Source organism: Nocardia sp. NPDC050412, assembly GCF_044458825.1.
Taxonomy (GTDB): Bacteria; Actinomycetota; Actinomycetes; order Mycobacteriales; family Mycobacteriaceae; genus Nocardia.
In genome coordinates this window covers 95,596-115,966 of sequence record NZ_JBITIJ010000006.1, presented here as the reverse complement: position 1 = coordinate 115,966, position 20,371 = coordinate 95,596, and the positions used below count along the sequence as shown (strand labels likewise).

The following is a 20,371-nucleotide window of genomic DNA, read 5'->3' as shown; positions in this document are numbered from 1 at the left end:
GCCCGCCGTCTCGTCGACCGCACACGCTTTTGGTCACCTTCACCAACGCTCGGCCAAGGTGAGGGTGCGTTCGGCCGCGGTAACCATCGGCCGCAGTTGTGCGGTGAACCGCTGTGCGGTGACCGGCACGATATCGACATCGACCCCGGTGCGCACCGAGTACCTGCCGTCGCCGATCACGTCGATCCAACACAGCACCCCGAATGGATGCAGCTCGCCGTCGGCTCGGCGCACCGACACCACGATCTGGCCGATGCCGTCGCGGGATTGCCTGAGCAGCTTGCGAATTCGGGTCGGCGTGGTGGGTCCGGCCACCGGTACGGTCACCAGATCCCGACTGTCCTCGCTGACCCGGGCCAGCGGTGCGGTCAATTGCGGTGTGGTGCCGGGCGTATTCTCCGGCAGTACCGAAATCACCCGTGCGGAAAGATTTTTCACGCGATCGACGAACAGTCGGATATCGCTGCCGCGATCTGTGGTCGCGCCCGCGCGTTGCGCCGCGACCACCGCGATATCCCCGGCGATAGCACCGAGTACGCGCACCGGACGCGATTGCGCCGCGATGCTCGGCTGGTCGACTACGGGACCGGTCTGTTCGACCAAACCCGTCGCCGCGACCGTGCCGTCCTGCCCGACATCGACTCCGGTCGACGGCTCTGCGGTACCGCGCTCGCCGAAGACCTCGATGCGCACGGTGGGGCGAGCCAGCACCCGCAATGCGCCTTCCAGATCGGCGTCGAGAGTCTCCTCGCACCAACGGTTCAACGCGGGGAGTTGGGCGGTGCGCTCCGCGGTATCGCGAGCCGAGAGGCGTACGGCGAGTGGGTAGGGGATGCGGTCGCCATCGGTGCGGGCCCAGGCCATGGCGAACTGGTCCGGGGTCAGCGTCCAGTTCACTCCAGTTCGGTCCATTCGCCGACGACCGGGGGTGTCGTCGGATCCATATCGCCGATCAGCTCACCGCCGTCATCGGCCGGTTCCAGGAAGGTCAGATCGTCGTCGAAGAAGTGGTATTCGTCGTCGTACTCGTCCTCTTCGCGGGCTGCGCGGGCGGCGGCGGCACTGGTGCTCATGCCGGAGCGCGGGCTGTCGCCCGCGACCATGGCGCCGCCCATGAGTCCGCCGACCGCTCCCGCGCCGACGCCGTTGATCGCATCGCCACTCGCATCGCGTTTGCGCTCATCGCGTTTGCGCTCGTCGTCGGTGTTCGAGATGCCGGGAACCGTCGGAGCGACCATCGAGGTGGATGCGGCGGTGGTCACCGGTGTGGCGGTACCCGGTCGCACCGAGCGATCCGGTGTGGTCGTCGATGTGGTGGCTGCAACCGGGCTGGTCGATGTTGGGGAATCCGCCGTCGGCACAACGGGTTTCGCGGCAGCAGGTGCGGTGTCGGTGGCGGTGCTCACCGGAGTGACGGTGGTCGGGGCGCTCGCCGGTTGCGTCGTCGCCGGCTCGACGGTGGTGTGCGATGTAGTCGGCACCGGCGCGGTCGCCGAAACCGTTGGGGTGGTGAGGGTTTGCGTACCAGTGTCGAGAACGGTCGTGGTGGATACCTGAGCGACCGGTGTGGTGTCGGATGACTGCGGCACATCGGCGGTCACCGCATCCGGGAAGGCGGGCACACCGGAACCGGTCGAGATGAACACATTCGTGTAGATGCCATCCATCGCCTGCACGACATCCTGGCGGGTGCCGTCGGCGGATTTCTGGGTGGTGGTGTTCTCGGTCGCCCTCGTCGGATCCAGCAGTGCACCAGCCAGATCCGTTGTTTCGCTGGACGGTTCGACCACGGCCGCGCGAAGTGCCTCGGCGGCATCGCCCGCCTGGCCGAGCCGCTGACCGACGGCGGCCATGATATCGGCGAGTTGCTGTCCGTGCCGCTCGAATTCGCGCACCGCAGCGGCCGCGGAGTCCGCCGCGGCACCGCGCCAACCGTCGGCCATCGCGACCCGAATCTCGCTGTGCGCCTGCGCTACGGCGGTGGCGAGTCCGGTCGAACTGCCTTGCCACGCCTGCTGTCCGGCCGCGAGGACAACCGGATTCATCAGCTGGACACCGTCGTGGATTTCCCGATGCGACAGATTGTCGAAGATTTCGACGGTCTGCGCGTAGTTGGGGTCGGTGTAGCTGGGGTCGGCATACCGAATGGGGGTCTTCTCACCGGAGTGCGGCATCTTACGCATGCGCGGCTCCCGCCACCTCGACCTGACCGACCGCGACTGCCAGATCCGTATCGGCCCGGGTGTATGCCGCTGCGGCCGCGCGGAAGGTCTGCGCGAGCGCCCTTGCGGCGTCGGCATACGCGCGCAATCGGATGATCGCGCCGTCGGCCTTGTCTTCGAAGCCACGCCGCAGCGCCGCACCGGAATCGAAGCCGCCGAAGCCGGGAAGCGATGTGGCACCGCTCAATACGGCGATCTGGGCCTCGACCTCATCGGCAAGCTGTTCATAGCGCACGGCGCACTGCTCATGCGCACCCTCGGCGACCAGTACCCCATCGATCCAGAGCTGGCCATCGTCGATCGCTTGATTCAGCGCTGTCACGTCCGACATTTCGCCGCCCCCTTCCTCATCGTGCTGCCCGCGCAGCCGTGATCAACTCACCGGTGCGTCAACCCCACGACGACACCCTGCATCCAGTCCGCGATGTCGGCGGCGACCCGCGCTTGTACCGGCTCGTGCAACAGGTCGTGCCCGGCGTCGGCGTACTCACGCAAACTTACCCAATCGTGGCGACGAATCCAGCCCCTCATCGCATCGATCGGCGCCCTGCGGTCCTCGATACCGTGCACGGCGAGGATGGGCAGGGTGCTCGGCAACGGCGTGCCGGGTGCGCCGGGCGCGCCGCCGCCGAGCGCGCGCTTGGGCACTCCGGACAGCACCAGCCCGACCAGCTCGCTCGGGGGCAGGCTCGGCCACAGCGGGTACTTGGCCTCCAATCCGTGCAAGTCGTCGGCCGCGCTGGTTTGATCCGGCACCGCCGCGCCCAGAATTCCCAAGGCGGTGACCGCCCCGAGTGAGTGGCCCATCAGGATCAGCGGCGTACCCGGTAATTCCGCGCGGACCAGTTCGATCAACCGCATCGCATCGGCTACCAGTTCCACCAGCGTGCCGGGATTATTCGGATCGCCCTCGCTCAACCCGTGCCCCGAGGTGTCCAGCGCCCACACTTCGATCCCGGCCGAGGTCGGGATGCGAGCGAAGCGGTGGTAGTGGCCGCTGTGCTGGCCCATGCCGGGCAAGAGCACCGCCACCGCAACCGGGTGCTCGACCGGCCATCGCCGATAGTGCATACGCCCGCGCGCGCCATCGAAGAAAGGCATCTGTGAATACTGTCAAACTCGTCGACATACAGTCGAGTTCTTGACATAACTATGTCTACTTCGCGATGCATAACCGGCATGGGTGGCTAGACTTCCGGCCGAGGTTCCGGCAGGAGGGTCGAGGTTCGCTTTGAGAAAGCTCTATCGTCCGGACGCACGAGTGTGGGCGGTCGCCGCGCTCGCGCTGAGTTGCGCCGGTATCGGTGCGCCGTCCGCCATCGCCGAATCCGAGCAGGGCGCGGTCGCTGTATGCGCGTCGGCCCAGGCCGCGACCGCCGTGCCCGCGGGGCTGCCGGTGCTCGACTGGTCGGAGAACGTGGGGTACGACGCGCAGGGCAACCTATGGGTTTCGCGGCTGTACCGCAATGAGGTGCAGCGCTACGACAACGCGGGCCGGTTGACCGCGACGGTGCCGGTCGAATTTCCGGGCGCGATTCGGCTCGGGCCGGACGGACTGCTCTACGTCGTCTTCGGCGATTCACCGACAAGTGTGCTGCGCCCGGGCGGCGTGGTGCGCTTCGATCCCAACGATCCAAGGCCTGCGGTTTTCGCCTCCGGATTCACCATGCCCAACGGTGCCGCATTCGATGCGCTGGGCAATCTGTATGTCGCCTCCAGCCTCGGCGTGATCCGGATTCGTCCGGACGGCGGTGTCGACGCGGACTGGACCGCGTGGGCGAAGTACACCGGCGCCAATGGCATTGTGGTGCGGGATAATTCGATCTACCTGAGCATGAACGGCAATACGCTCGGCCGGATCGTGCGCTTCCCGATCGACGACCCGGGCCGCGTCACCGTGCTCGCCGACTTGACGGTGTCACCCGGAATACCGGATTTCGCAGACGATTTCGTCATCGATGACGCCGGTGTGCTCTACGTGACCACCCTGACCGGTCAGCTGATTCGGGTCGATCCTGGCACGAACACCGCATGCGCCGTACTGACCGGCGAACCGATGACATCGGTGGTCGCCGTGCCAGGTCGTTCCGACGAACTCCTTGCCGGTACCGAGAGCGGTGCGATCCTGCGGATTCGCTTGCCGCGCTGAGCGAATCGGTCACTGCTCGATGAGGTCCGGTGGTGCTGCCTGCCGCCAGGAATCCAGCAGGATGTCGTACAGTTCGTCGATATCTTCCACGGCGCAGAGCCGGGCGCGGACCCAGGAGGAGGATGCCTCGTGCGGGGGAACCCAGAACTTGTCCGGTTCGGCGGCAATGAGTTCTTCGCGATCGTGTTTGGGGCAGCGGATGGCGAACGATGTCTGATCGCCGGGGATGGTGACGAACATTTTGCCCGCCACATCGAAGGTGGGATGGTTCCAGCGTTCCTTCTCCACGGTCTTGGGAAAGGACAACGCGATGCGGCGCACGTCGTCGGCGTCGAGCACGGTTCAGCCTCCGGTTCTGAAATCGGACTCCTATCGTGCACATCGCTTCGTCGGCCATCAAGTGACGGCATCGGTTATGCGGGCCGCGATCGTACGCAACCGGTCCACCAGGGCGGGCGGCTCGTGGACTCGGAAGTCCGCGCCGAGGTCGATCAGGCGAGATGCCAACCAGGTCGGGTCGTCGTCGCGGGTGGCGTCCAGGCGGCAGGACTTGTCGTCGATGGCGGCGATATCGCCCGGGGAGTCGCCGAGACGGCCCGCCACCCGGCCGATCGGGGCGTGGATCGTGACACGGACGCGGAAGGACGGTGTGCCCCAATTGGTTCGGCGGCCCGCCACATAGGCGGCCGGATCCGCAGCGGGCAGTGCGCGCGGGCTGTAGCGGGCGCCGGTGGGCTGCGGTCGGTCGATGCGATCGACGCGGAAGATGCGCCAGTCCTCGCGGTCCACATCGTGGCCGACGAGGTACCAGCGGCGCCGTGACGGCACCAACCCGACCGGCTCGATATGCCGACGGGTTTCGGCACCGGATTCGCCCCGATACGCGAAACGTACCCGCTCCCTGTTGGCTACGGCTGCGGCCAGTGCGGTCAGCACCTCGGGATCGACGGCGGGAGCGTCGTCGGTGTGCGGCACCAGGGCGGTGCCGAGTACCCGTACCCGGCGGCGCAATTTCGCGGGCAGCACCTGCTCCAGCTTGGCGAGCGCGCGGACCGAGGCCTCCTCGATGCCGACGAGGGCCGATCCGGCGGCGACGCGCAGCCCGACCGCGATGGCGACCGCCTCTTCGTCATCGACCAAGAGCGGCGGCATCGCGGCACCGGCCACCAGGCGGTAGCCGCCCGTCGCACCCATCGTCGCCTCGACCGGATAGCCGAGTTCACGCAGCCGATCGATATCGCGGCGCACGGTTCGATCGGTGACGCCGAGTCGATCGGCGAGTTCGCTGCCCGGCCATTCCCGTGGTGTCTGCAATAGAGAGAGCAGGCGCAGCAGGCGGGCGGGTGTGTCGTTCATGATTTTCAGAATTCCAGATAAGTAGGACATAGATGGTCCTACTTGCCTCCTAACGTGGTTGCTGTCCCCGAGAGCTAGGAGTCATCCCGATGAACCAGATTCGCCCCTTCCGCATCGATGTTCCGCAGGCCGATATCGACGATCTCATCGACCGGCTGGCCCGCACCCGCTGGTCGGTGCAGCTGCCGGGCAAGGGCTGGGAGCGCGGGGTTCCGGTCGACTATCTGCGGGAGCTGGCCGAGTACTGGCGAACCGGATTCGACTGGCGGGCCCAGGAGGCGGCATTGAACGAGTTCCCGCAGTTCATCACCGAAATCGACGGCCTGGACGTGCACTTCCTGCATGTGCGTTCGCCCGAGCCGGATGCGCTGCCGCTGATCCTGACCCACGGCTGGCCCAACTCGTTCGTCGAATTCACCAAAACCATTGACCTGCTGGCCGATCCACGCGCCCACGGGCTCGATCCGGCGCAGGCATTCCACGTGGTGGTCCCGTCGGTGCCCGGTTTCGCATTCTCCGAAGGGCCCAAGGAGACCGGGATGACCGTGCGTCGGGTCGCCGAGATGTGGGTGGAGCTGATGGACCGGCTCGGCTACCGGCGCTATGGCACCCAGGGCGGGGATCTCGGGGCCTACGTCGCACCCGAAATCGCCCGTATCGCACCGGATCGCGTGGTCGGTGTGCATATCGATGGCGGTATCGGCATGCCGACCGAGGCCGATGTGCCGACGATGACGCCGGAGGAACGCGCGGAATGGGATCAGATGCAGGGCTGGATGTCCGGCGGGGTGAACCACCACGTGCTATTGCATGCCGCGCCACAGACTTTCGCGCACGCCTGGACCGATTCCCCGGTGGGCCTGCTCGCCTGGCTGATGCAGAAATTCAACGAGTTCACCCCGCTGGCCGACCTGGCCGAGGACGTCATGGACCGAGATCATCTGCTGACCAATATCAGCCTGTACTGGTTCACCAACACTGCGGGGACCTCGTCCTGGCCGATGTACAACGGCCTCGGCGATGGCGGATTCGCCTGGCCCACCGGCCAAAAGGCGGTGCCGACGGGCGTCTACGCGGGCGGCTCCGCACTCATGCTGCGCCTGGCCGAGCGCGACAACACGATTGCGCACTGGCCCGAGGGCAATACCGGAAACCATTTCGTGCCGATGGAACTGCCGGATATGCACGTCGCCGATATCCGAGCGTTCTTCGGCAAGGTAGCTTGAGCGCTCAGTTGTTCTGGTGCGCGATCTCGTCCTGCGAGACGGCGCCCGCGCGGTTCGGGTCGGCCGGTGCCACCGGTTGTGGCGCCGGCTCCTGGGTCGCGGCGGGCTGTGCCGGTGCCGGTGCGGGCGGCAGCACCGGAAGGTCCGGAACGTAGAACATCCCGACCGTCGGCGTCATCACACAGTGCGCGAACGGGTAGTCGATCATGCCCCACATCGAGGCGATGACTGTGCCGGGACCGCTGGTCACGGTCTTGGACAGCGTCGGCATGTTGTATTCGGTGCGGTCGTCGAGGGTGGTGAGGCCGCTCGCGCCGGTATTGACGTTCAGCCAGGCCACCACGAGACCGGAGGACAGCGGGGCGCCCGAATGCGCGGGCGTCGCGCTGAACCGCAGGGTGCCGGGCAGCGGATCCGCGGCGCCATTGGGGTTGGAGCCGTCGGTGGAGGCCGCCGCGATAATCGTGGTGACCGGGCCGACGCTGCCGCAGCCGAAGGTCGGCGCGGCATAGGCGAACGGTGTGAAGGCGGCCGAGACGTTGCGCAGTTCGGCGATATCCACCATCTTGGTGAACTGGTTCAGCACGCCGACGCCCGCCTGGGCGGCCGGATCGGATCCGGCGTCGGTGCTGAGCTGTTCGAGTCCGGCGTCGACGGGGGATGGCTCGGCGACTGCCGTGCCGGTGAGGGCGAGGACCGCTCCGATGCCGAGAGATGTCACTGCGGCGGCCGCGCGTGCGATGGATCTGCCGTTCACTCGTTCTCCTCGATACCGAACACCGGGATAGTGCAGCAACGTACCAGCTCGTCGCTTACGCCGCCCAGGGACTCCCGACCAACCGCTGAGGCCCGACGCCCGACACATACCCGACCTACCCCTGTGACCCACTCGACAGCGGGAGATTACCGGGGGGTAGGTTTGACTCGGTTGTACGAGACACACCGGGAGATGTGTATGAAACTAAGTCTGACGCCCGACGAGGTGGGCTTCCGCGACGAGCTGCGGAACTTCTACCGGACCGAGATCCCCGCCGACATCCGTGACCGCGTCAAATACGGCCACGAACTGTCCCGCGAGGACATCGTCACTTCGCACAAGGTCCTCAACGACCATGGTCTGGCCGTGCCGAACTGGCCGGTCGAGTGGGGCGGTAAGGACTGGACGCCGATTCAGCGTCATATCTGGCAGGACGAAATGCAGCTGGCCTCGGTGCCCGAGCCGCTGACGTTCAATGCCCAGATGGTCGGTCCGGTGATCGCGCAGTTCGGCTCACAGGAGATCAAGCAGCGCTTCCTGCCGCCGACGGCCGCGCTGGATATCTGGTGGTGCCAGGGCTTCTCCGAGCCCGACGCCGGATCCGATCTGGCCTCGTTGCGCACCACCGCGGTGCGCGACGGTGACTCCTACATCGTCAACGGGCAGAAGATCTGGACCACCCTCGGCCAGTACGCGGACTGGATTTTCTGCCTGGTCCGCACCGATCCGAACGCACCGAAGAAGCAGGCGGGCATCTCCTTCCTACTGTTCGATGTGAAGTCTCCCGGCGTCACCATCCGCCCGATCAAGCTCATCGACGGCGGCTACGAGGTCAACGAGGTCTTCTTCGAGAACGTGCGGGTACCCGCCGATCAGCTGGTCGGCGAGGAGAACCAGGGCTGGACCTACGCGAAATTCCTGCTCGGCAACGAGCGCACCGGCATTACCGGAGTCGGGCGCACCAAGGTCAAGCTCGGTGTCGCGAAGGATTACGCGCGCCAGACCAAGTCGGGTTCGGGCACCCTGCTCGAGGATCCGGTCTTCGCCGCGCGCATCGCCGAACTGGAGAATGAACTGCTCGCACTGGAACTGACCCAGCTGCGCGTGGTCTCCAACTCCTCGGACGGTAAACCGAATCCGGCCTCGTCGGTGCTCAAGCTGCGCGGTTCCGAACTGCAGCAGGCCGCGACCGAGCTGCTGCTCGATATCGCGGGACAGGACGCCCTCCCGGTCGATGCCGCCGATATCGCCTCGCCCGGTTGGGCACAGCGCAGCGGTCCCAGCTATCTGAATTACCGCAAGACCACCATCTACGGAGGCTCCAGCGAGGTGCAGCGCACCATCATCGCCTCCACGATCCTCGGATTGTGAGGCGCAGCCATGGATTTCGAACTCACCGATGAACAGGTCATGTTGCGCGATACGGTTCGCGACTTGCTGGCCCGCAACTACGATCCCGAGACCCGCCTGAAGGTCACCGACACCGAACTCGGCTGGAGCCGCGATGTCTGGAACCAGCTGGCCGAACTCGGCGTGCTCGGCCTGAGCTTCACCGAGGAGGACGGCGGCGTCGGCGCCGGTCCCGTCGAGACGATGGTCGTACTCGAGGAGATCGGGCGTCGGCTCGCACCCGAACCGCTGCTGGATGCGGTGCTGGTGCCGGGCGGGCTGGTAGCGCGGGTCGGCAGTGCCGAACAGCGGCAGCGGATTCTGCCCGAGGTGACGGGCGGCACCAAGCTGCTGGCGTTCGCGCACGCCGAGCCGGGTGTGCGCTGGCCGTCCACCGAACTCGTGACCACCGCTGTGCAGCAGGGGGATTCGTGGGTGCTGACGGGTCTGAAGAATCCGGTTCCGCACGGCGACAGCGCCGATGAGCTGGTCGTCAGCGCGGTGCTGCCGACCGGTGGTATCGGACTGTTCCTGGTGGATGCGGCCGGGGTGCAGCGCAAGTCGTACCGGACGCTGGACGGTCAGCGTGGCGCGCAGATCGAATTCGACAAGGTCGCGGGCGAATTGCTCGGTGACAATAGCGACGCCGCCGAGGCGGTGCAGGTCACGATCGGACACGCCCAAGCCGCGCTGTGCGCGGAATCCATCGGCGCGATGGAAGAGGCGCTGCGGCTGACGACCGATTATCTGAAGACGCGCAAGCAGTTCGGCGTCACTCTGTCGAAGTTCCAGACGCTGACCCAGCGGGCGGCGAATATGTATGTCTCGCTGGAACTGGCGCGCAGCATGAGCCTCTACGCGAACGCGTCGCTGGCCGACGCTGAATCTCTCGGCCACTCCGCAAGCTCCGTGGACGCGGTGGTTGCCTCGCGGGCGCGGCTGCAGGTCGGCCGGTCGGCTCGGCATATCGGCCAGGAGGCGATCCAGATGCACGGCGGCATCGGCGTCACCGCGGAATACCCGGTGAGCCATTACGTCGCTCGGCTCACCGCGATCGAGCGCACGCTCGGTGGTGGGTTGGAGCATCTGCGGGTGCTCAGCGCACAGGTCGGTGACTACGACCTGCCGGAGCTGTAGGGCTCGGTAGTTCGAACGGCGGCGCGTGCGAGGTACGCGCCGCCGTTTTGCTATTCGTCGTCGCTCAGGCCCGGCGAGGTGGCCGTCGGCACGCGGCGCGTCGTGGTCGGCGGATCTTCGGTGGGCTGGTCGACGGTGGTCGGACGCGGCTGGGTGTTGGGCAGCTCGAACTCGGTGTTGAAGCCGGGCGGCGGTACGGCTGCTGGAGTGGAGGTCCGCGACCCTCGGGTCGTGGATTCCGGCAAGGCCGTCGGCGGCACGGTGAAATCGACCGGCTTGCGCGGCTGTCCCGGCGCTACCTTCCAACTCGGCGAGGGCGGGATGATCACCTTCGGTGCCGCCGAGGTGGTGGTGCCGTAGCGCACGGCCGGGACCGCGTCGTTGGCGTCGTTGGCGGACTTGATCGGTGGGGGCGCGACGTAGGTGTCGTCCCTGCCGAGTCCGCAGGCTCCGATGAGAACGAGTCCGAGCGAGACCGCGCCCGCGGCGATCACCGGACCGGCGATCTTGGCCCTACTGCTCTCCATCGGTAACACTCCTCGTCGTTCGAGTGGGGCTCACAATAATCGAGGCCGGTCGCCCCGGCCAGATGAGGGAAACACGTTGGGCGCGCGGCAGTGCCAGCGCAGATTAAACAGCGGTGATTCAGATATCGAATTGGTCTCTTCGGCGTGTCGCGGGCACGTGTCGTGGTCGAACCACGTCTCGGGGCCGTAGCGTGTGATCAAAGTTACGCGTGAGACGCCAGTACCTAGATGAGAGACGCGCGGTGCAAATCGGGCGACGGCAATACTCTGATCGGCGTCATCGAGGAGTTGATGATGGGAGCTTACTCGACAACTCCGTTGCGAGCCTCCGCCGCGGCCGACGAATCGGCCGCCCCGGAAACCTCGCAGCAAGTCGTGTCGAACCCGCCGGGGCGCACCCTGTCCACGATTTTGTCGCGGATAACGGCCTGGCTGATTTTCATCGGCGGCATTGTCGGAGCCGTGCTCGGCATCGCCGGACTGCACGTCGAAATCACCGTCGCCGGACTGATTCTGGCGTGCACCGCCGGTCTGGTGCTGCTGAAGCTACGCGCGGACCGAACGAGCTGAACCGTGCCCGCGGCTGCGGGAAAATTGCGAGCGCACGGGGCTTTCGGGCTCTAGCGTGATTCGGTATGAGGATCGAGATCACCGCCGACGCCGCGCGGTTCCGGTCGCTGACCGAACCGTTTCTGCTGCGTGATCCGTTGCGGCACACGGTGATCGCCACCGGCATCGCCAACCACCTGACCGGCATGCAGGTAGACGCCGACCACTCGCGGTTCCTATCGGTCCACGACGAGGACGCGACGGTGATCGGTGTCGCCATGCGCGCGGCCGGACGCGGGATGTATCTCGGTGAGCTGCCCGTGGGAAGTGTTGTGCCCGTTGCCGATGCGCTGGCCGAGGTCGCCGCGGACGCGGACGGGGTCGAGGGCGCGACCGACGACGCCGCCGAATTCGCCGAGCACTGGGGCAAGCGGTACGGTGTCGGCTATCGGGAGGCGTACTCGACCCGCCTCTACCAGCTCGCGGACCTGAACTTTCCGATTGTCGCCGGATCAGCCCGCCGCGCAACCGATTCCGACGTCGGCCTGTGCGTCGATTGGGCCGAAGCCATGCGCCGCGAATCCGGTATGCCGCCGCCGAGCCTGACTGCCATCGCCATCCGGAACCGCATCTCGACCGGCCGCTGGTGGCTCTGGGAGCTCGACGGTAAACCCGTCTCCCTTGCCGCACACCAGGTTCCGGTCTTCGGATGGTCCCGAATCGGCCCCGTCTACACCCCACCCGGCCACCGGGGCCACGGCTACGCCAGCATCCTCACCGCTCACGTATCCCGCACCCTGCGGTGGCAAAACCTGAACGTCTGCCTCTTCGCCGACACCGCCAACCCCACCGCGAACCACATCTACCGAACCATCGGCTTCGAACCCGTCCGCGATTTCACGCACTACCAATTCACCTAGGCCACAATCGCTCCCTGCTCGCCGCGCGCCGAACTTTCCGCGTTTCTTTAGATTTCGACGGGGGCTGGGGTGACCCATTCGAAGGCGGTGGCTTTGGAGCGGGTGCCTTCGGCGGTGCGGGAGCGGTTGGGTTCGTTCAGGTCGGTGAGTAGGGATTCGGTGAGGGTAACCAGAGTGGCCAGGGCTGGTGGGGTGAACCAGTTGGGGCGGGTGGCGAAGAGGATGTCTTCGGTGGCGGTGTTGCCGCTGGCGCCGGGGGCGAAGGGGCAGCCGCCGAGGCCGCCGAGGGAGCCGTCGACCATGGTGGCTCCGGCCTGTAGGGCGGCAAGGGTATTGGCCACGCCCATGCCCCAGGTGTCGTGACCGTGGAAGACGATGCGGCGGTGTGGGGTTCGGCCGCGCACCGCCGAGATCAGCTCGGATACCTGGGTCGGGTGGGCCTGGCCGAGGGTATCGGCGATGACGATGTCGCAAGCGCCCTCGGTGCGCGGATCGTTGGCAATTGCCAGAACTCGCTCGGGATCAACGGGACCGTCGAAGGGGCAGGTGAAGCTGGTGGCAAGGCAGAGTTGGATTTCGCCGCCCGCCTCCCGCGCCAACCGAACCGCATCCGGCATGGCGGCGACACTGTCCTCGGTGCTGCGGCCGATATTGGCCTTATTGTGCGCGTCCGATGCGGAGAAGCAGTACTGGAAGTTGCGTACGCCCGCGGCGGCGGCCTTCTCCACATGGCGCGGCGTGGCCACCCAAACCCAACAGCGCTGCAGCTCTTCGGGGCTCAACGCGGCAATGAGATCCATGGTGTTGGCCATCGGCGGCACCAGATCGGGACGCGCCATCGAACCGATCTCCAGTGCGGGCACGCCGACGGCGAACAGCTGGCGCACGATATCCACCTTTCGCTCAACCGGCAGCACCTTTCCGGTCAACTGCAGCCCGTCGCGCAATGTCACATCGCGCAGCATCACTCCTCCTCCTGCGCATCCCGGACCGGCGGCGCCTGACGCACATGCGGCGGCACGCACATCACGCCACCGCAAGGCTTTTCGTTCGAAGCGGGGGTGGGATGCACTGTCGGACGCACGTGTCCGGGCGCACTCACTTCGCGCACACTGCGCCCCGGCGGTCGACGCCTGCCGTATACCCGTCGCGTCATACCGCCTCCACTTCATCGATACCGGCGCGCATCACGCCTCCAACCCGGCGATATCGGCATCGCTCATTCCGAGCAGTTCCGACAGCACCTCGCGCGTGTGCTCACCCAGGTCCGGACCGACATTGCGGATCGGCAGGGACTTTTCACCGATCACCGGCACGATGCCGGGAAAGCCGACCGTCTTCGGTTGCGGCGCACCGACATCCACCGGGAACGGCTGAATCATATTGCGCGCCTTGTACTGCGCGTCGACGACGATGTCTGCGGCAGTGTAGATGGGACCGCACGGAATGGCGGCCGCCTCCAATATTTTCAGCGCCTGGTCGCGGGTATGCCGCACGGTCCATTCGGCAATGGACGCGTCGAGCCGTTCGCGATTGCGCCAGCGTCCGGCGTTGTCCTGCAGTTCCGGATCGGCGGCCAGATCGGGACGGCCGATCACCTCCATATAGCGCTGGAAGATGGCATCACCGTTGCCGCCGATAATGATGCTCGTACCGTCGCTGGTCGGGTAGGCATTACTCGGCGCGATGCCCTCCATCCGCCCGCCGACCCGCTCGCGGTTGATGCCGTAGGCAAGATAGTCGGGCACGAGCGATTCCATCACCGACAGGATCGCCTCGTTCAACGCCACATCGATGACACGTTCCCCCAGCGGAATCGATGCGTTGGTGCGCTCCCGCTGGAACAACGCCATCACCGTGCCGAACGCCGCATAAATCCCCGCGATCGAATCACCGATGGACACACCGACCCGCACCGGCGGCCGATCCGGATCCCCGACCAGTTCACGCAGTCCGCCGACCGCCTCGGCGACCGCCGCGAACCCGGGCCGTGCGGCCAGTGGTCCGGTCTGGCCGTAAGCGGAGATCCGCGTGATCACCAGTTCCGGATTGACCTCGTTCAGCACATCCGGGCCGAGGCCCCACTTCTCCAGCATCCCCGGCCGGAAATTCTCCAACAGCACATCGCAATGCCGGAGCAGATCCAGCACGATGCTCCGGCCCGCTTCGGTGCGCAGATCCAGCGTGATCGACTTCTTGTTCCGGTTGATAGTGCGGTACAGCATCGAGGTATCGCCGCCGTAGAGCCGCCAGTTGCGTAGCTCGTCCCCGGCCTTCGGCCGCTCCACTTTGATCACCTCGGCACCGAAATCGCCGAGGATGCGACCAGCGGTCGGCGCGGCGATGTAATTGCCGAGTTCCAGGACGCGAACCCCGTCCAGCGGGCTGATACTCATGGGCATCAGTCTGTACCATCGCGCCGCCCGGCAGCGGCCCGACCTGGTACCTCGGCGAATGCGGGTAAAGCACCCGCACGGCCCCTCAACTGCCGCAGCACAATCGGAGGTACTGCGGCAGCCGTGCGATCGTCGTCACACTTCGAGCGGGGAAACTTCCTCGATGATCGAGTAGTGCTCGGCATTGCCATGGTGCGAGGTGCTCTTGACTCCGTCGACACCGACCGGGATATCCCCGGCGAGGGTGATCCGGGTCAGCTTGCGCGGCTGGTCGTCGTAGTCGTCGACGGCGTAGTGCTGGGTGGCGCGGTTATCCCAAATAGCGACGTCACCGGGCTGCCAGTTCCAGCGGGTGGTGTTCTCCAGCCGGGTCACCCGGTCTTGGAACAGGCGGAACAGCGCCTGGGACTCGCTGGTGGAGACCCCTACGAAACGCTTGACGAAGTGCCCGACCAGCAGTGCGCGTTCCCCGGTCTCCGGGTGCACGCGCACCACCGGATGCTCGGTCTCGTAGTAGTCGGACTGGAATTCGGCGCGGTAGGCATCGGTATTCGGGCCGCGCCGGTCGACGTCGGTTGCCGCGTAGTCATAGAGGTTGGTGTGCACCGCCCGCAGGCTCTCGGCCAGGCGCTTGAGCGGCTCCGGCAGCGAATCGTAGCCGGCGACGGTGGAGGCCCACGTGGTCGAGCCGCCGTAAGTAGGCAGGGTGACCGCGCGCAGGATGGAGGCCTTCGGGATCCGGTCGACGAAGGTGACGTCGGTGTGCCAGCTGTTGGCGCGGCCGTACTCCGAGTCGATGGCCAGGCTCTTGACACCGTGCGAGGTGACCGTCGGATGCGGGGTGGTCGGGGTACCGAGCAACTGCGCGAACTCGTACTGCCCGTCCTCGGTCAAATGATCCTGACCACGGAAGAAGATGACCTTGTGCTCGAGCAGCGCGCGCCGGATCACCGCGACGGTTGCCGCGTCCACATCGCCGCCGAGCCGGACATTGTCGACTTGGGCGCCGATGCGAGCGCCGGTTTTGGTCACGGTGGCGGTTGTCTGGGCGTAGTCGACCGTCATGAGATCACCTTCGCTGGTTGAAATCGGTTGATGCGCCATCGAGCACACCACCGAAACCTGCACCCCAACCAGGGTTTCCATCGCCCTGATCCCAACATGGCACCCCGCCGAACGTAGTCATGTGGCGGCTGCGCGCGTGGGCAGAGCCGCCATTCGACTCCCCTTTATGCGCTGTCCGCTCGGGTTGATGATTCAGCGTTCGGCAGGCTTGTGGCGGTCGCATGCGTCTGCGCGCGCCTTCTGATCTACGTCTTTCTTGCGCACACCCCGAATGGGGGTGGGGACGGGCGGGGCGATCAGCCGACGTGCTCGCGCAGGTACGCCAGGTCCTCGGCGACACCCTCGGCGGGCGTCTCCAGGATCACCGGAGCATCCGCCGTCCGGCACACCTCGGCCAGCAGCTGCGGATCGATCGTGCCGTCCGCGAAGTTGGCATGACGGTCTGCGCCCGAATTGAATTCGTCGCGGGAGGAGTTCAGGTGCACCAGGTCTATCCGGCCGGTGATGGCCTTGATCCGCTCGACGACGCCGACCAGATCCTCACCGCCCGCCCAGGCGTGGCAGGTGTCCAGGCAGAAGCCCGCGCTGAAATCGCCGACCGCGTCCCAGAGCCGGGCGATCGAATCGAAATGCCGGGCCATGGCGTGGTTACCGCCCGCGGTGTTCTCGATCAGGATCGGCACCGCGAAGCCGCCCTTGTCCTGCTGACGCTCGAACAGCTTGCGCCAGTTATCGATTCCGGTTTCCAGTTCGCCATCGGAGCGCACATGTCCGCCGTGCACCACCAGACCGAACGCACCGATATCGGCGGCGGCCTTCGCTTGCTGCGCAACCGCATTGCGCGACGGCATGCGCAAGCGATTGTTCAGGCTGGCCACATTGATCTGATAGGACGAGTGCACCACCACATCGATCGGACTGGCGAGGATCTCCTCGGTCCGCGGATGCGGGGTCGGTTTATCCCAACTCTGCGGGTCGACGACGAACAGTTGGATGACATCGGCGCCGAGTTTTTCACCGAAGCCGATCGGATCGCTGTCGAGCCGGACGTGTGCTCCAATGCGCATGGGGCCGAGCCTAACGACTGCCACCGACAACGTCTTCGCCCACCGCAACGAACATGTTGCGTCCGGGCCGTGCGAACAGATACATCGGTAGGATCCAGGTGCTCGACCCGATACGGGGGGTGAATCCACTGTGCTGCGAACTGGCGATGTTTTCGCTGGGTACACGATCAAACGCGTGCTCGGCCAAGGCGGTATGGGCACCGTGTACCTGGCCCGGCATCCGCGTCTGCCGCGCCTGACCGCGCTGAAATTGCTGAAGCGCGAACTGTATACCGATGCCCAGATCCGGCGCCGCTTCGAGCGCGAGGCCGATCTGGTCGCCCAGCTCGACCATCCGAATATCGTCACCGTCTACGACCGCGGCGCCGAGGATCAACAGTTGTGGATCTCGATGCAATTCGTGCCGGGCGCGGATGCCTCCTGCGCGGATGTCAACGTGCTCGCCCCCGGCCGCGCGGTGCAGATCATCGTCGATACCGCTGCCGCACTGGATTTCGCACACGGCAACGGCGTACTGCACCGGGACGTGAAACCGGCCAATATCCTGCTGGCCAAGGCCCCGATCGGACAGCCGGAACGGGTGCTGCTCACCGACTTCGGTATCGCGGGCATGCGCGACGGTGAATCCACGCTGAGTTCGGCCGGAACCATTACCGCCACACTGGCCTACGCCGCGCCGGAACAACTGACCGGGACGCCGGACTACCTGGCAGACCAGTACTCACTGGCCTGCTCGCTGTTCTGGATGCTGACCGGTGCCGCGCCCTTCCAGGGGGCGAATCCCATGGCCGTCATCAATGGGCATCTGTATGGGGCGATACCGTCGCTGCGTCGATATCGCCCCGACGTACCACCCGCGCTGGACGCGGTGCTGGCGCGGGCCATGGCCAAACGGCCCGCGGACCGGTTCGTCAGCTGCACCGAATTCGCGCAGGCCGCCCGTCGGGCGCTGCTGTCGTCGATGTCGCACCCGCATCAGGGGAACGGGTATCACGGTCCGTCGATGGGGCCCGGCACCGAGCATCCTCGCGAGGCCGGTGCGGCCCGAAACCCGGTGCCCTCTGCAAACGCGGTGCCTCCCAACACTTCCGGGCAAGTCGGCAGTGGCAGAACCGCCCGGCCGCCCGAGCCGACAAACCGCTCCGCCGCTGAGCCATCGAGAACATCTCAGCCGCGCCTGCCGCTGCCACCGCGCCGCTCACCGCGACCCGGCACCATCGCCCTGCCCGATATCCCACGTCGCCCCGGCAGAACGCCGCCCGGACCCGCGCCGCGCCCGCCGCCATAGCCGAAGACGATCGGATATCGCCTGCGATACCTATAAGTCGACGATAACCAGGGCTTAAGCGAATCCTGCTAAGGTTTCGATGTTTTCCGTGGTCAGAAGGTCCTGATCGCGCATTCTTATGCTGTACGCCTGTTCATCGGTGGGTCCCGGTGGCGGCGGGAAGTGGAGCAGACATGCTGGCCAGCGGTGACGTATTCGCCGGTTATGTCATCGATCGGCAACTGGGTCGCGGTGGCATGGGTTCGGTGTACCTGGCGAAACATCCGCGACTGCCGCGGATGACGGCGCTGAAGCTGCTGAATCGGGAGATGTTCTTCGATAAGGAGGTGCGGGCGCGGTTCGAACGGGAGGCGGATCTGGTCGCCCAGCTCGATCACCCGAATATCGTCACCGTCTATGACCGCGGCCTCGACGACGAGCAGTTGTGGATCTCGATGCAGTACATCGATGGCATCGATGCCGCGTCGGTCGATCCCAAGTCACTGCCGCCGGAGCGGGCAGTCCAGATCATCAAGGAGACCGCCGACGCGCTCGACTACGCGCACGGCATGGGTGTCCTGCACCGCGATGTGAAGCCCGCGAACATCCTGCTGGCCCGCTCCGGTGGCGGCCGCGGTGAGCGGGTCTACCTGACCGACTTCGGTATCGCGCGGCTGCGCGACGACACCGGTCACCTCACCCAGACCGGCACCTTCACCGCCACCCTCGCCTACGCCTCGCCCGAACAACTCACCGGCGCATCGCTGGATCACCGATCGGATCAGTACTCGCTGGCGTGCTCGCTGTTCTGGCTGTTCACCGGGTCCGGTCCGTTCGCGGCGACCAATCCGGCGGCGGTGATCCAGGGACATCTGCAGGCCGCGCCGCCGGCGCTGAGCAGTGTTCGCCCCGGCTTGCCCTACCAGTTGGACGCGGTGATGGCCAAGGCCATGGCCAAGCGGCCCGACGATCGGTTCGCCTCCTGCTCGGAATTCGCGCAGGCCGCCAAGCATGCACTGACCAATCCGAGCGTTCCGTCGATGCCGGTGGTCGGTGGACCGCGTCCGGGCACCGGTCCGGCGATTCCGGTGACAGGTGTGCCACGGCCGGTTACCGGCCAGCCGATACCGGTGACGAACGGGCCGTACCCGCAGACCGCCGGACCGTATCCGCAGACCAGCGGGCCGTATCCGCAGACAAGTGCACCGCACACTGTGCAGCCGCAGCCATTGGCGCCGACGACCGTCAATCCCGCATCGCAGGGCATCCCACATCCGCAGCCGGTGCAGACCGCGCCGACCCAACAGCAACCGCATCCGAGCAATCCGTACAACCAGCAGCCGCTCGGCTTCGCGACGCGGCCGCCGATGGGTGGACCGCGCCCGCCCGCGCCGCCGCAGCGCAAATCGAATGTGGGGCTGATCGTCGCGCTGTGCGTCGGTCTGGTGATCCTGTTGGTGATCGTGGTCGCGATCATCGGTGCGCTGTCGAGTAGCGGTTCGTCGAGCTCCGGCGGCAGTAGTACGACGACCTCGTCGAGTTCGTCCTATGGTGGCAGCGGCTCGGTGGATGCGACGGCGGCCGCGATCAGCAAAGAGTTCCCGCGCATGGTGCCCGCCAGCGAATCCGATTCGGTCGGCTACAACGGCGCGAAATGCAATGCTCACAAGACCGGCGACCTGACCCTGCCCACGCCGGGCACGCCGGACTTCGGCGCCTGGGCCGCGCAGTGGGATTGCTACGGCGGCGGTGACAACGACGACCCGTTCTACACGATCTACGTCTACAAGAACGCCTCCGACGTGCAGAAGGCGCTGAGCAACCTACCGTCGGACGCCACCAAGTCGACCGATACCAATGGCGGCAAGACCTACACCAACTACAAGTTTGTCAACGACGGGCCCAAGATCGTCACCGCGTTCACCGGCGACAGCAAGCGCGCCCAATTCCTCATGTACGCAGATGGTTTGGCGGGCGCTCAGGACAAGGTCCTGCGCTGGTGGCGTTCGGCCCCGCTGAACTGACAGCCGAACCGGGCGCGAGACTCGACGGTCCACTCAACGTGGTCATGGGTTTGACCGGCAATGCACTGTCCCTCGATGACCTGCGCGAGCTCGGTGTACGCCGAGTCACTGTCGGCGGCAGCATCTTCCGCGCCACGTATCGCCAATTGCTCGATACCGCACACGAATTGGCCGATCATGGCACGTTCACCTACGCCGCCGAGCAACTCACCCAGAACGACCTCAACAACCTCTTCCGTCGCTGATCAGTGCTCCAGGTAGGGGCGTTTGCGCTGATTCGTCGGCTCACGCACATCGCGCGGCATTCGAGGGGAACCGGC

21 protein-coding genes are annotated in these 20,371 nt (G+C 66.2%); 9 read left to right on the top strand and 12 right to left on the bottom strand.

Going from position 1 to position 20,371, the window contains the following annotated elements; genetic code table 11:
• Positions 1 to 39 precede the first annotated feature (39 nt).
• The 4 genes from ACIBI6_RS18250 to ACIBI6_RS18235 are packed head-to-tail and all read right to left on the bottom strand — an operon-like array spanning position 40 to position 3,323.
• Positions 40 to 912, bottom strand: coding sequence for an ESX secretion-associated protein EspG (locus ACIBI6_RS18250; protein WP_364344210.1), 873 nt, complete (start codon positions 910 to 912; stop codon positions 40 to 42).
• Positions 894 to 2,183: a hypothetical protein gene (locus tag ACIBI6_RS18245; RefSeq protein WP_364344207.1), complete on the bottom strand. Its 1,290-nt coding sequence runs from the start codon at positions 2,181 to 2,183 to the stop codon at positions 894 to 896. Before ACIBI6_RS18245 ends, ACIBI6_RS18250 begins: the two co-directional genes overlap by 19 nt.
• Positions 2,176 to 2,553 carry a hypothetical protein gene (locus ACIBI6_RS18240; RefSeq protein WP_396957157.1) on the bottom strand — a complete coding sequence of 126 codons (378 nt, stop codon included), beginning with the start codon at positions 2,551 to 2,553 and terminating at the stop codon, positions 2,176 to 2,178. The genes ACIBI6_RS18245 and ACIBI6_RS18240 overlap by 8 nt, the downstream gene beginning before the upstream one ends.
• A gap of 47 nt (positions 2,554 to 2,600) precedes the next feature.
• Entirely contained in the window at positions 2,601 to 3,323 is a 723-nt protein-coding gene (locus tag ACIBI6_RS18235) for an alpha/beta fold hydrolase (RefSeq protein WP_364344201.1), read from the bottom strand.
• Positions 3,324 to 3,453: 130 nt separating this feature from the next.
• On the opposite strand from ACIBI6_RS18235, the gene ACIBI6_RS18230 reads away from it, so the two are divergent.
• A complete protein-coding gene (locus ACIBI6_RS18230) occupies positions 3,454 to 4,371 on the top strand; it encodes an SMP-30/gluconolactonase/LRE family protein (RefSeq protein WP_396957155.1) in 918 nt (305 codons plus the stop codon).
• Between the two features lie 9 nt (positions 4,372 to 4,380).
• Here ACIBI6_RS18230 and ACIBI6_RS18225 read toward each other — a convergent pair whose 3' ends face one another.
• Both ACIBI6_RS18225 and ACIBI6_RS18220 read right to left on the bottom strand, forming a co-directional pair.
• Entirely contained in the window at positions 4,381 to 4,710 is a 330-nt protein-coding gene (locus tag ACIBI6_RS18225) for an MmcQ/YjbR family DNA-binding protein (RefSeq protein WP_364344195.1), read from the bottom strand.
• Between the two features lie 57 nt (positions 4,711 to 4,767).
• Complete coding sequence (locus tag ACIBI6_RS18220) at positions 4,768 to 5,727, bottom strand: helix-turn-helix transcriptional regulator (RefSeq protein WP_396957153.1); 960 nt, start codon at positions 5,725 to 5,727, stop codon at positions 4,768 to 4,770.
• A gap of 89 nt (positions 5,728 to 5,816) precedes the next feature.
• Here ACIBI6_RS18220 and ACIBI6_RS18215 point away from each other — a divergent pair, with 89 nt between their 5' ends.
• Positions 5,817 to 6,953 carry an epoxide hydrolase gene (locus ACIBI6_RS18215; protein ID WP_364344189.1) on the top strand — a complete coding sequence of 379 codons (1,137 nt, stop codon included), beginning with the start codon at positions 5,817 to 5,819 and terminating at the stop codon, positions 6,951 to 6,953.
• A gap of 4 nt (positions 6,954 to 6,957) precedes the next feature.
• On the opposite strand, the gene ACIBI6_RS18210 is transcribed toward ACIBI6_RS18215, so the two are convergent.
• Complete coding sequence (locus ACIBI6_RS18210) at positions 6,958 to 7,710, bottom strand: hypothetical protein (protein WP_364344186.1); 753 nt, start codon at positions 7,708 to 7,710, stop codon at positions 6,958 to 6,960.
• A 198-nt stretch (positions 7,711 to 7,908) separates the two neighbouring features.
• Here ACIBI6_RS18210 and ACIBI6_RS18205 point away from each other — a divergent pair, with 198 nt between their 5' ends.
• On the top strand, positions 7,909 to 9,081 hold the full coding sequence (locus ACIBI6_RS18205) for an acyl-CoA dehydrogenase family protein (protein ID WP_364344183.1): 1,173 nt from the start codon (positions 7,909 to 7,911) through the stop codon (positions 9,079 to 9,081).
• Positions 9,082 to 9,090: 9 nt separating this feature from the next.
• Positions 9,091 to 10,236, top strand: coding sequence for an acyl-CoA dehydrogenase family protein (locus tag ACIBI6_RS18200; protein WP_364344180.1), 1,146 nt, complete (start codon positions 9,091 to 9,093; stop codon positions 10,234 to 10,236).
• A gap of 50 nt (positions 10,237 to 10,286) precedes the next feature.
• On the opposite strand, the gene ACIBI6_RS18195 is transcribed toward ACIBI6_RS18200, so the two are convergent.
• Positions 10,287 to 10,763 carry a hypothetical protein gene (locus tag ACIBI6_RS18195; RefSeq protein WP_364344177.1) on the bottom strand — a complete coding sequence of 159 codons (477 nt, stop codon included), beginning with the start codon at positions 10,761 to 10,763 and terminating at the stop codon, positions 10,287 to 10,289.
• A gap of 228 nt (positions 10,764 to 10,991) precedes the next feature.
• Between ACIBI6_RS18195 and ACIBI6_RS18190 the strand changes: the two genes are divergently transcribed.
• Both ACIBI6_RS18190 and ACIBI6_RS18185 read left to right on the top strand, forming a co-directional pair.
• Positions 10,992 to 11,333: a hypothetical protein gene (locus ACIBI6_RS18190; protein ID WP_364344174.1), complete on the top strand. Its 342-nt coding sequence runs from the start codon at positions 10,992 to 10,994 to the stop codon at positions 11,331 to 11,333.
• Between the two features lie 65 nt (positions 11,334 to 11,398).
• Entirely contained in the window at positions 11,399 to 12,232 is an 834-nt protein-coding gene (locus ACIBI6_RS18185; protein WP_364344171.1) for a GNAT family N-acetyltransferase, read from the top strand.
• 47 nt (positions 12,233 to 12,279) lie between these two features.
• Here the strand turns inward: ACIBI6_RS18185 and ACIBI6_RS18180 are convergent, their stop codons facing one another.
• From ACIBI6_RS18180 to ACIBI6_RS18165, 4 genes are all read right to left on the bottom strand, one after another.
• Entirely contained in the window at positions 12,280 to 13,197 is a 918-nt protein-coding gene (locus ACIBI6_RS18180; protein WP_364344168.1) for a hydroxymethylglutaryl-CoA lyase, read from the bottom strand.
• Positions 13,198 to 13,419: 222 nt separating this feature from the next.
• Complete coding sequence (locus ACIBI6_RS18175) at positions 13,420 to 14,628, bottom strand: CaiB/BaiF CoA-transferase family protein (protein ID WP_364344162.1); 1,209 nt, start codon at positions 14,626 to 14,628, stop codon at positions 13,420 to 13,422.
• Positions 14,629 to 14,763: 135 nt separating this feature from the next.
• Positions 14,764 to 15,693: a TauD/TfdA family dioxygenase gene (locus ACIBI6_RS18170; protein ID WP_364344159.1), complete on the bottom strand. Its 930-nt coding sequence runs from the start codon at positions 15,691 to 15,693 to the stop codon at positions 14,764 to 14,766.
• A gap of 296 nt (positions 15,694 to 15,989) precedes the next feature.
• Positions 15,990 to 16,760 (bottom strand): deoxyribonuclease IV, encoded by a 771-nt coding sequence (locus ACIBI6_RS18165; protein ID WP_364344156.1) that lies wholly within the window; start codon positions 16,758 to 16,760, stop codon positions 15,990 to 15,992.
• 130 nt (positions 16,761 to 16,890) lie between these two features.
• On the opposite strand from ACIBI6_RS18165, the gene ACIBI6_RS18160 reads away from it, so the two are divergent.
• From ACIBI6_RS18160 to ACIBI6_RS18150, 3 genes are all read left to right on the top strand, one after another.
• Positions 16,891 to 18,048: a serine/threonine-protein kinase gene (locus tag ACIBI6_RS18160; RefSeq protein WP_364344153.1), complete on the top strand. Its 1,158-nt coding sequence runs from the start codon at positions 16,891 to 16,893 to the stop codon at positions 18,046 to 18,048.
• A 173-nt stretch (positions 18,049 to 18,221) separates the two neighbouring features.
• Positions 18,222 to 20,051, top strand: a complete 1,830-nt coding sequence (locus ACIBI6_RS18155; protein ID WP_396957147.1) for a protein kinase — start codon at positions 18,222 to 18,224, stop codon at positions 20,049 to 20,051.
• Positions 20,027 to 20,296 carry an isocitrate lyase/phosphoenolpyruvate mutase family protein gene (locus ACIBI6_RS18150; protein ID WP_396957145.1) on the top strand — a complete coding sequence of 90 codons (270 nt, stop codon included), beginning with the start codon at positions 20,027 to 20,029 and terminating at the stop codon, positions 20,294 to 20,296. The genes ACIBI6_RS18155 and ACIBI6_RS18150 overlap by 25 nt, the downstream gene beginning before the upstream one ends.
• The last annotated feature ends 75 nt before the right edge of the window (positions 20,297 to 20,371 follow it).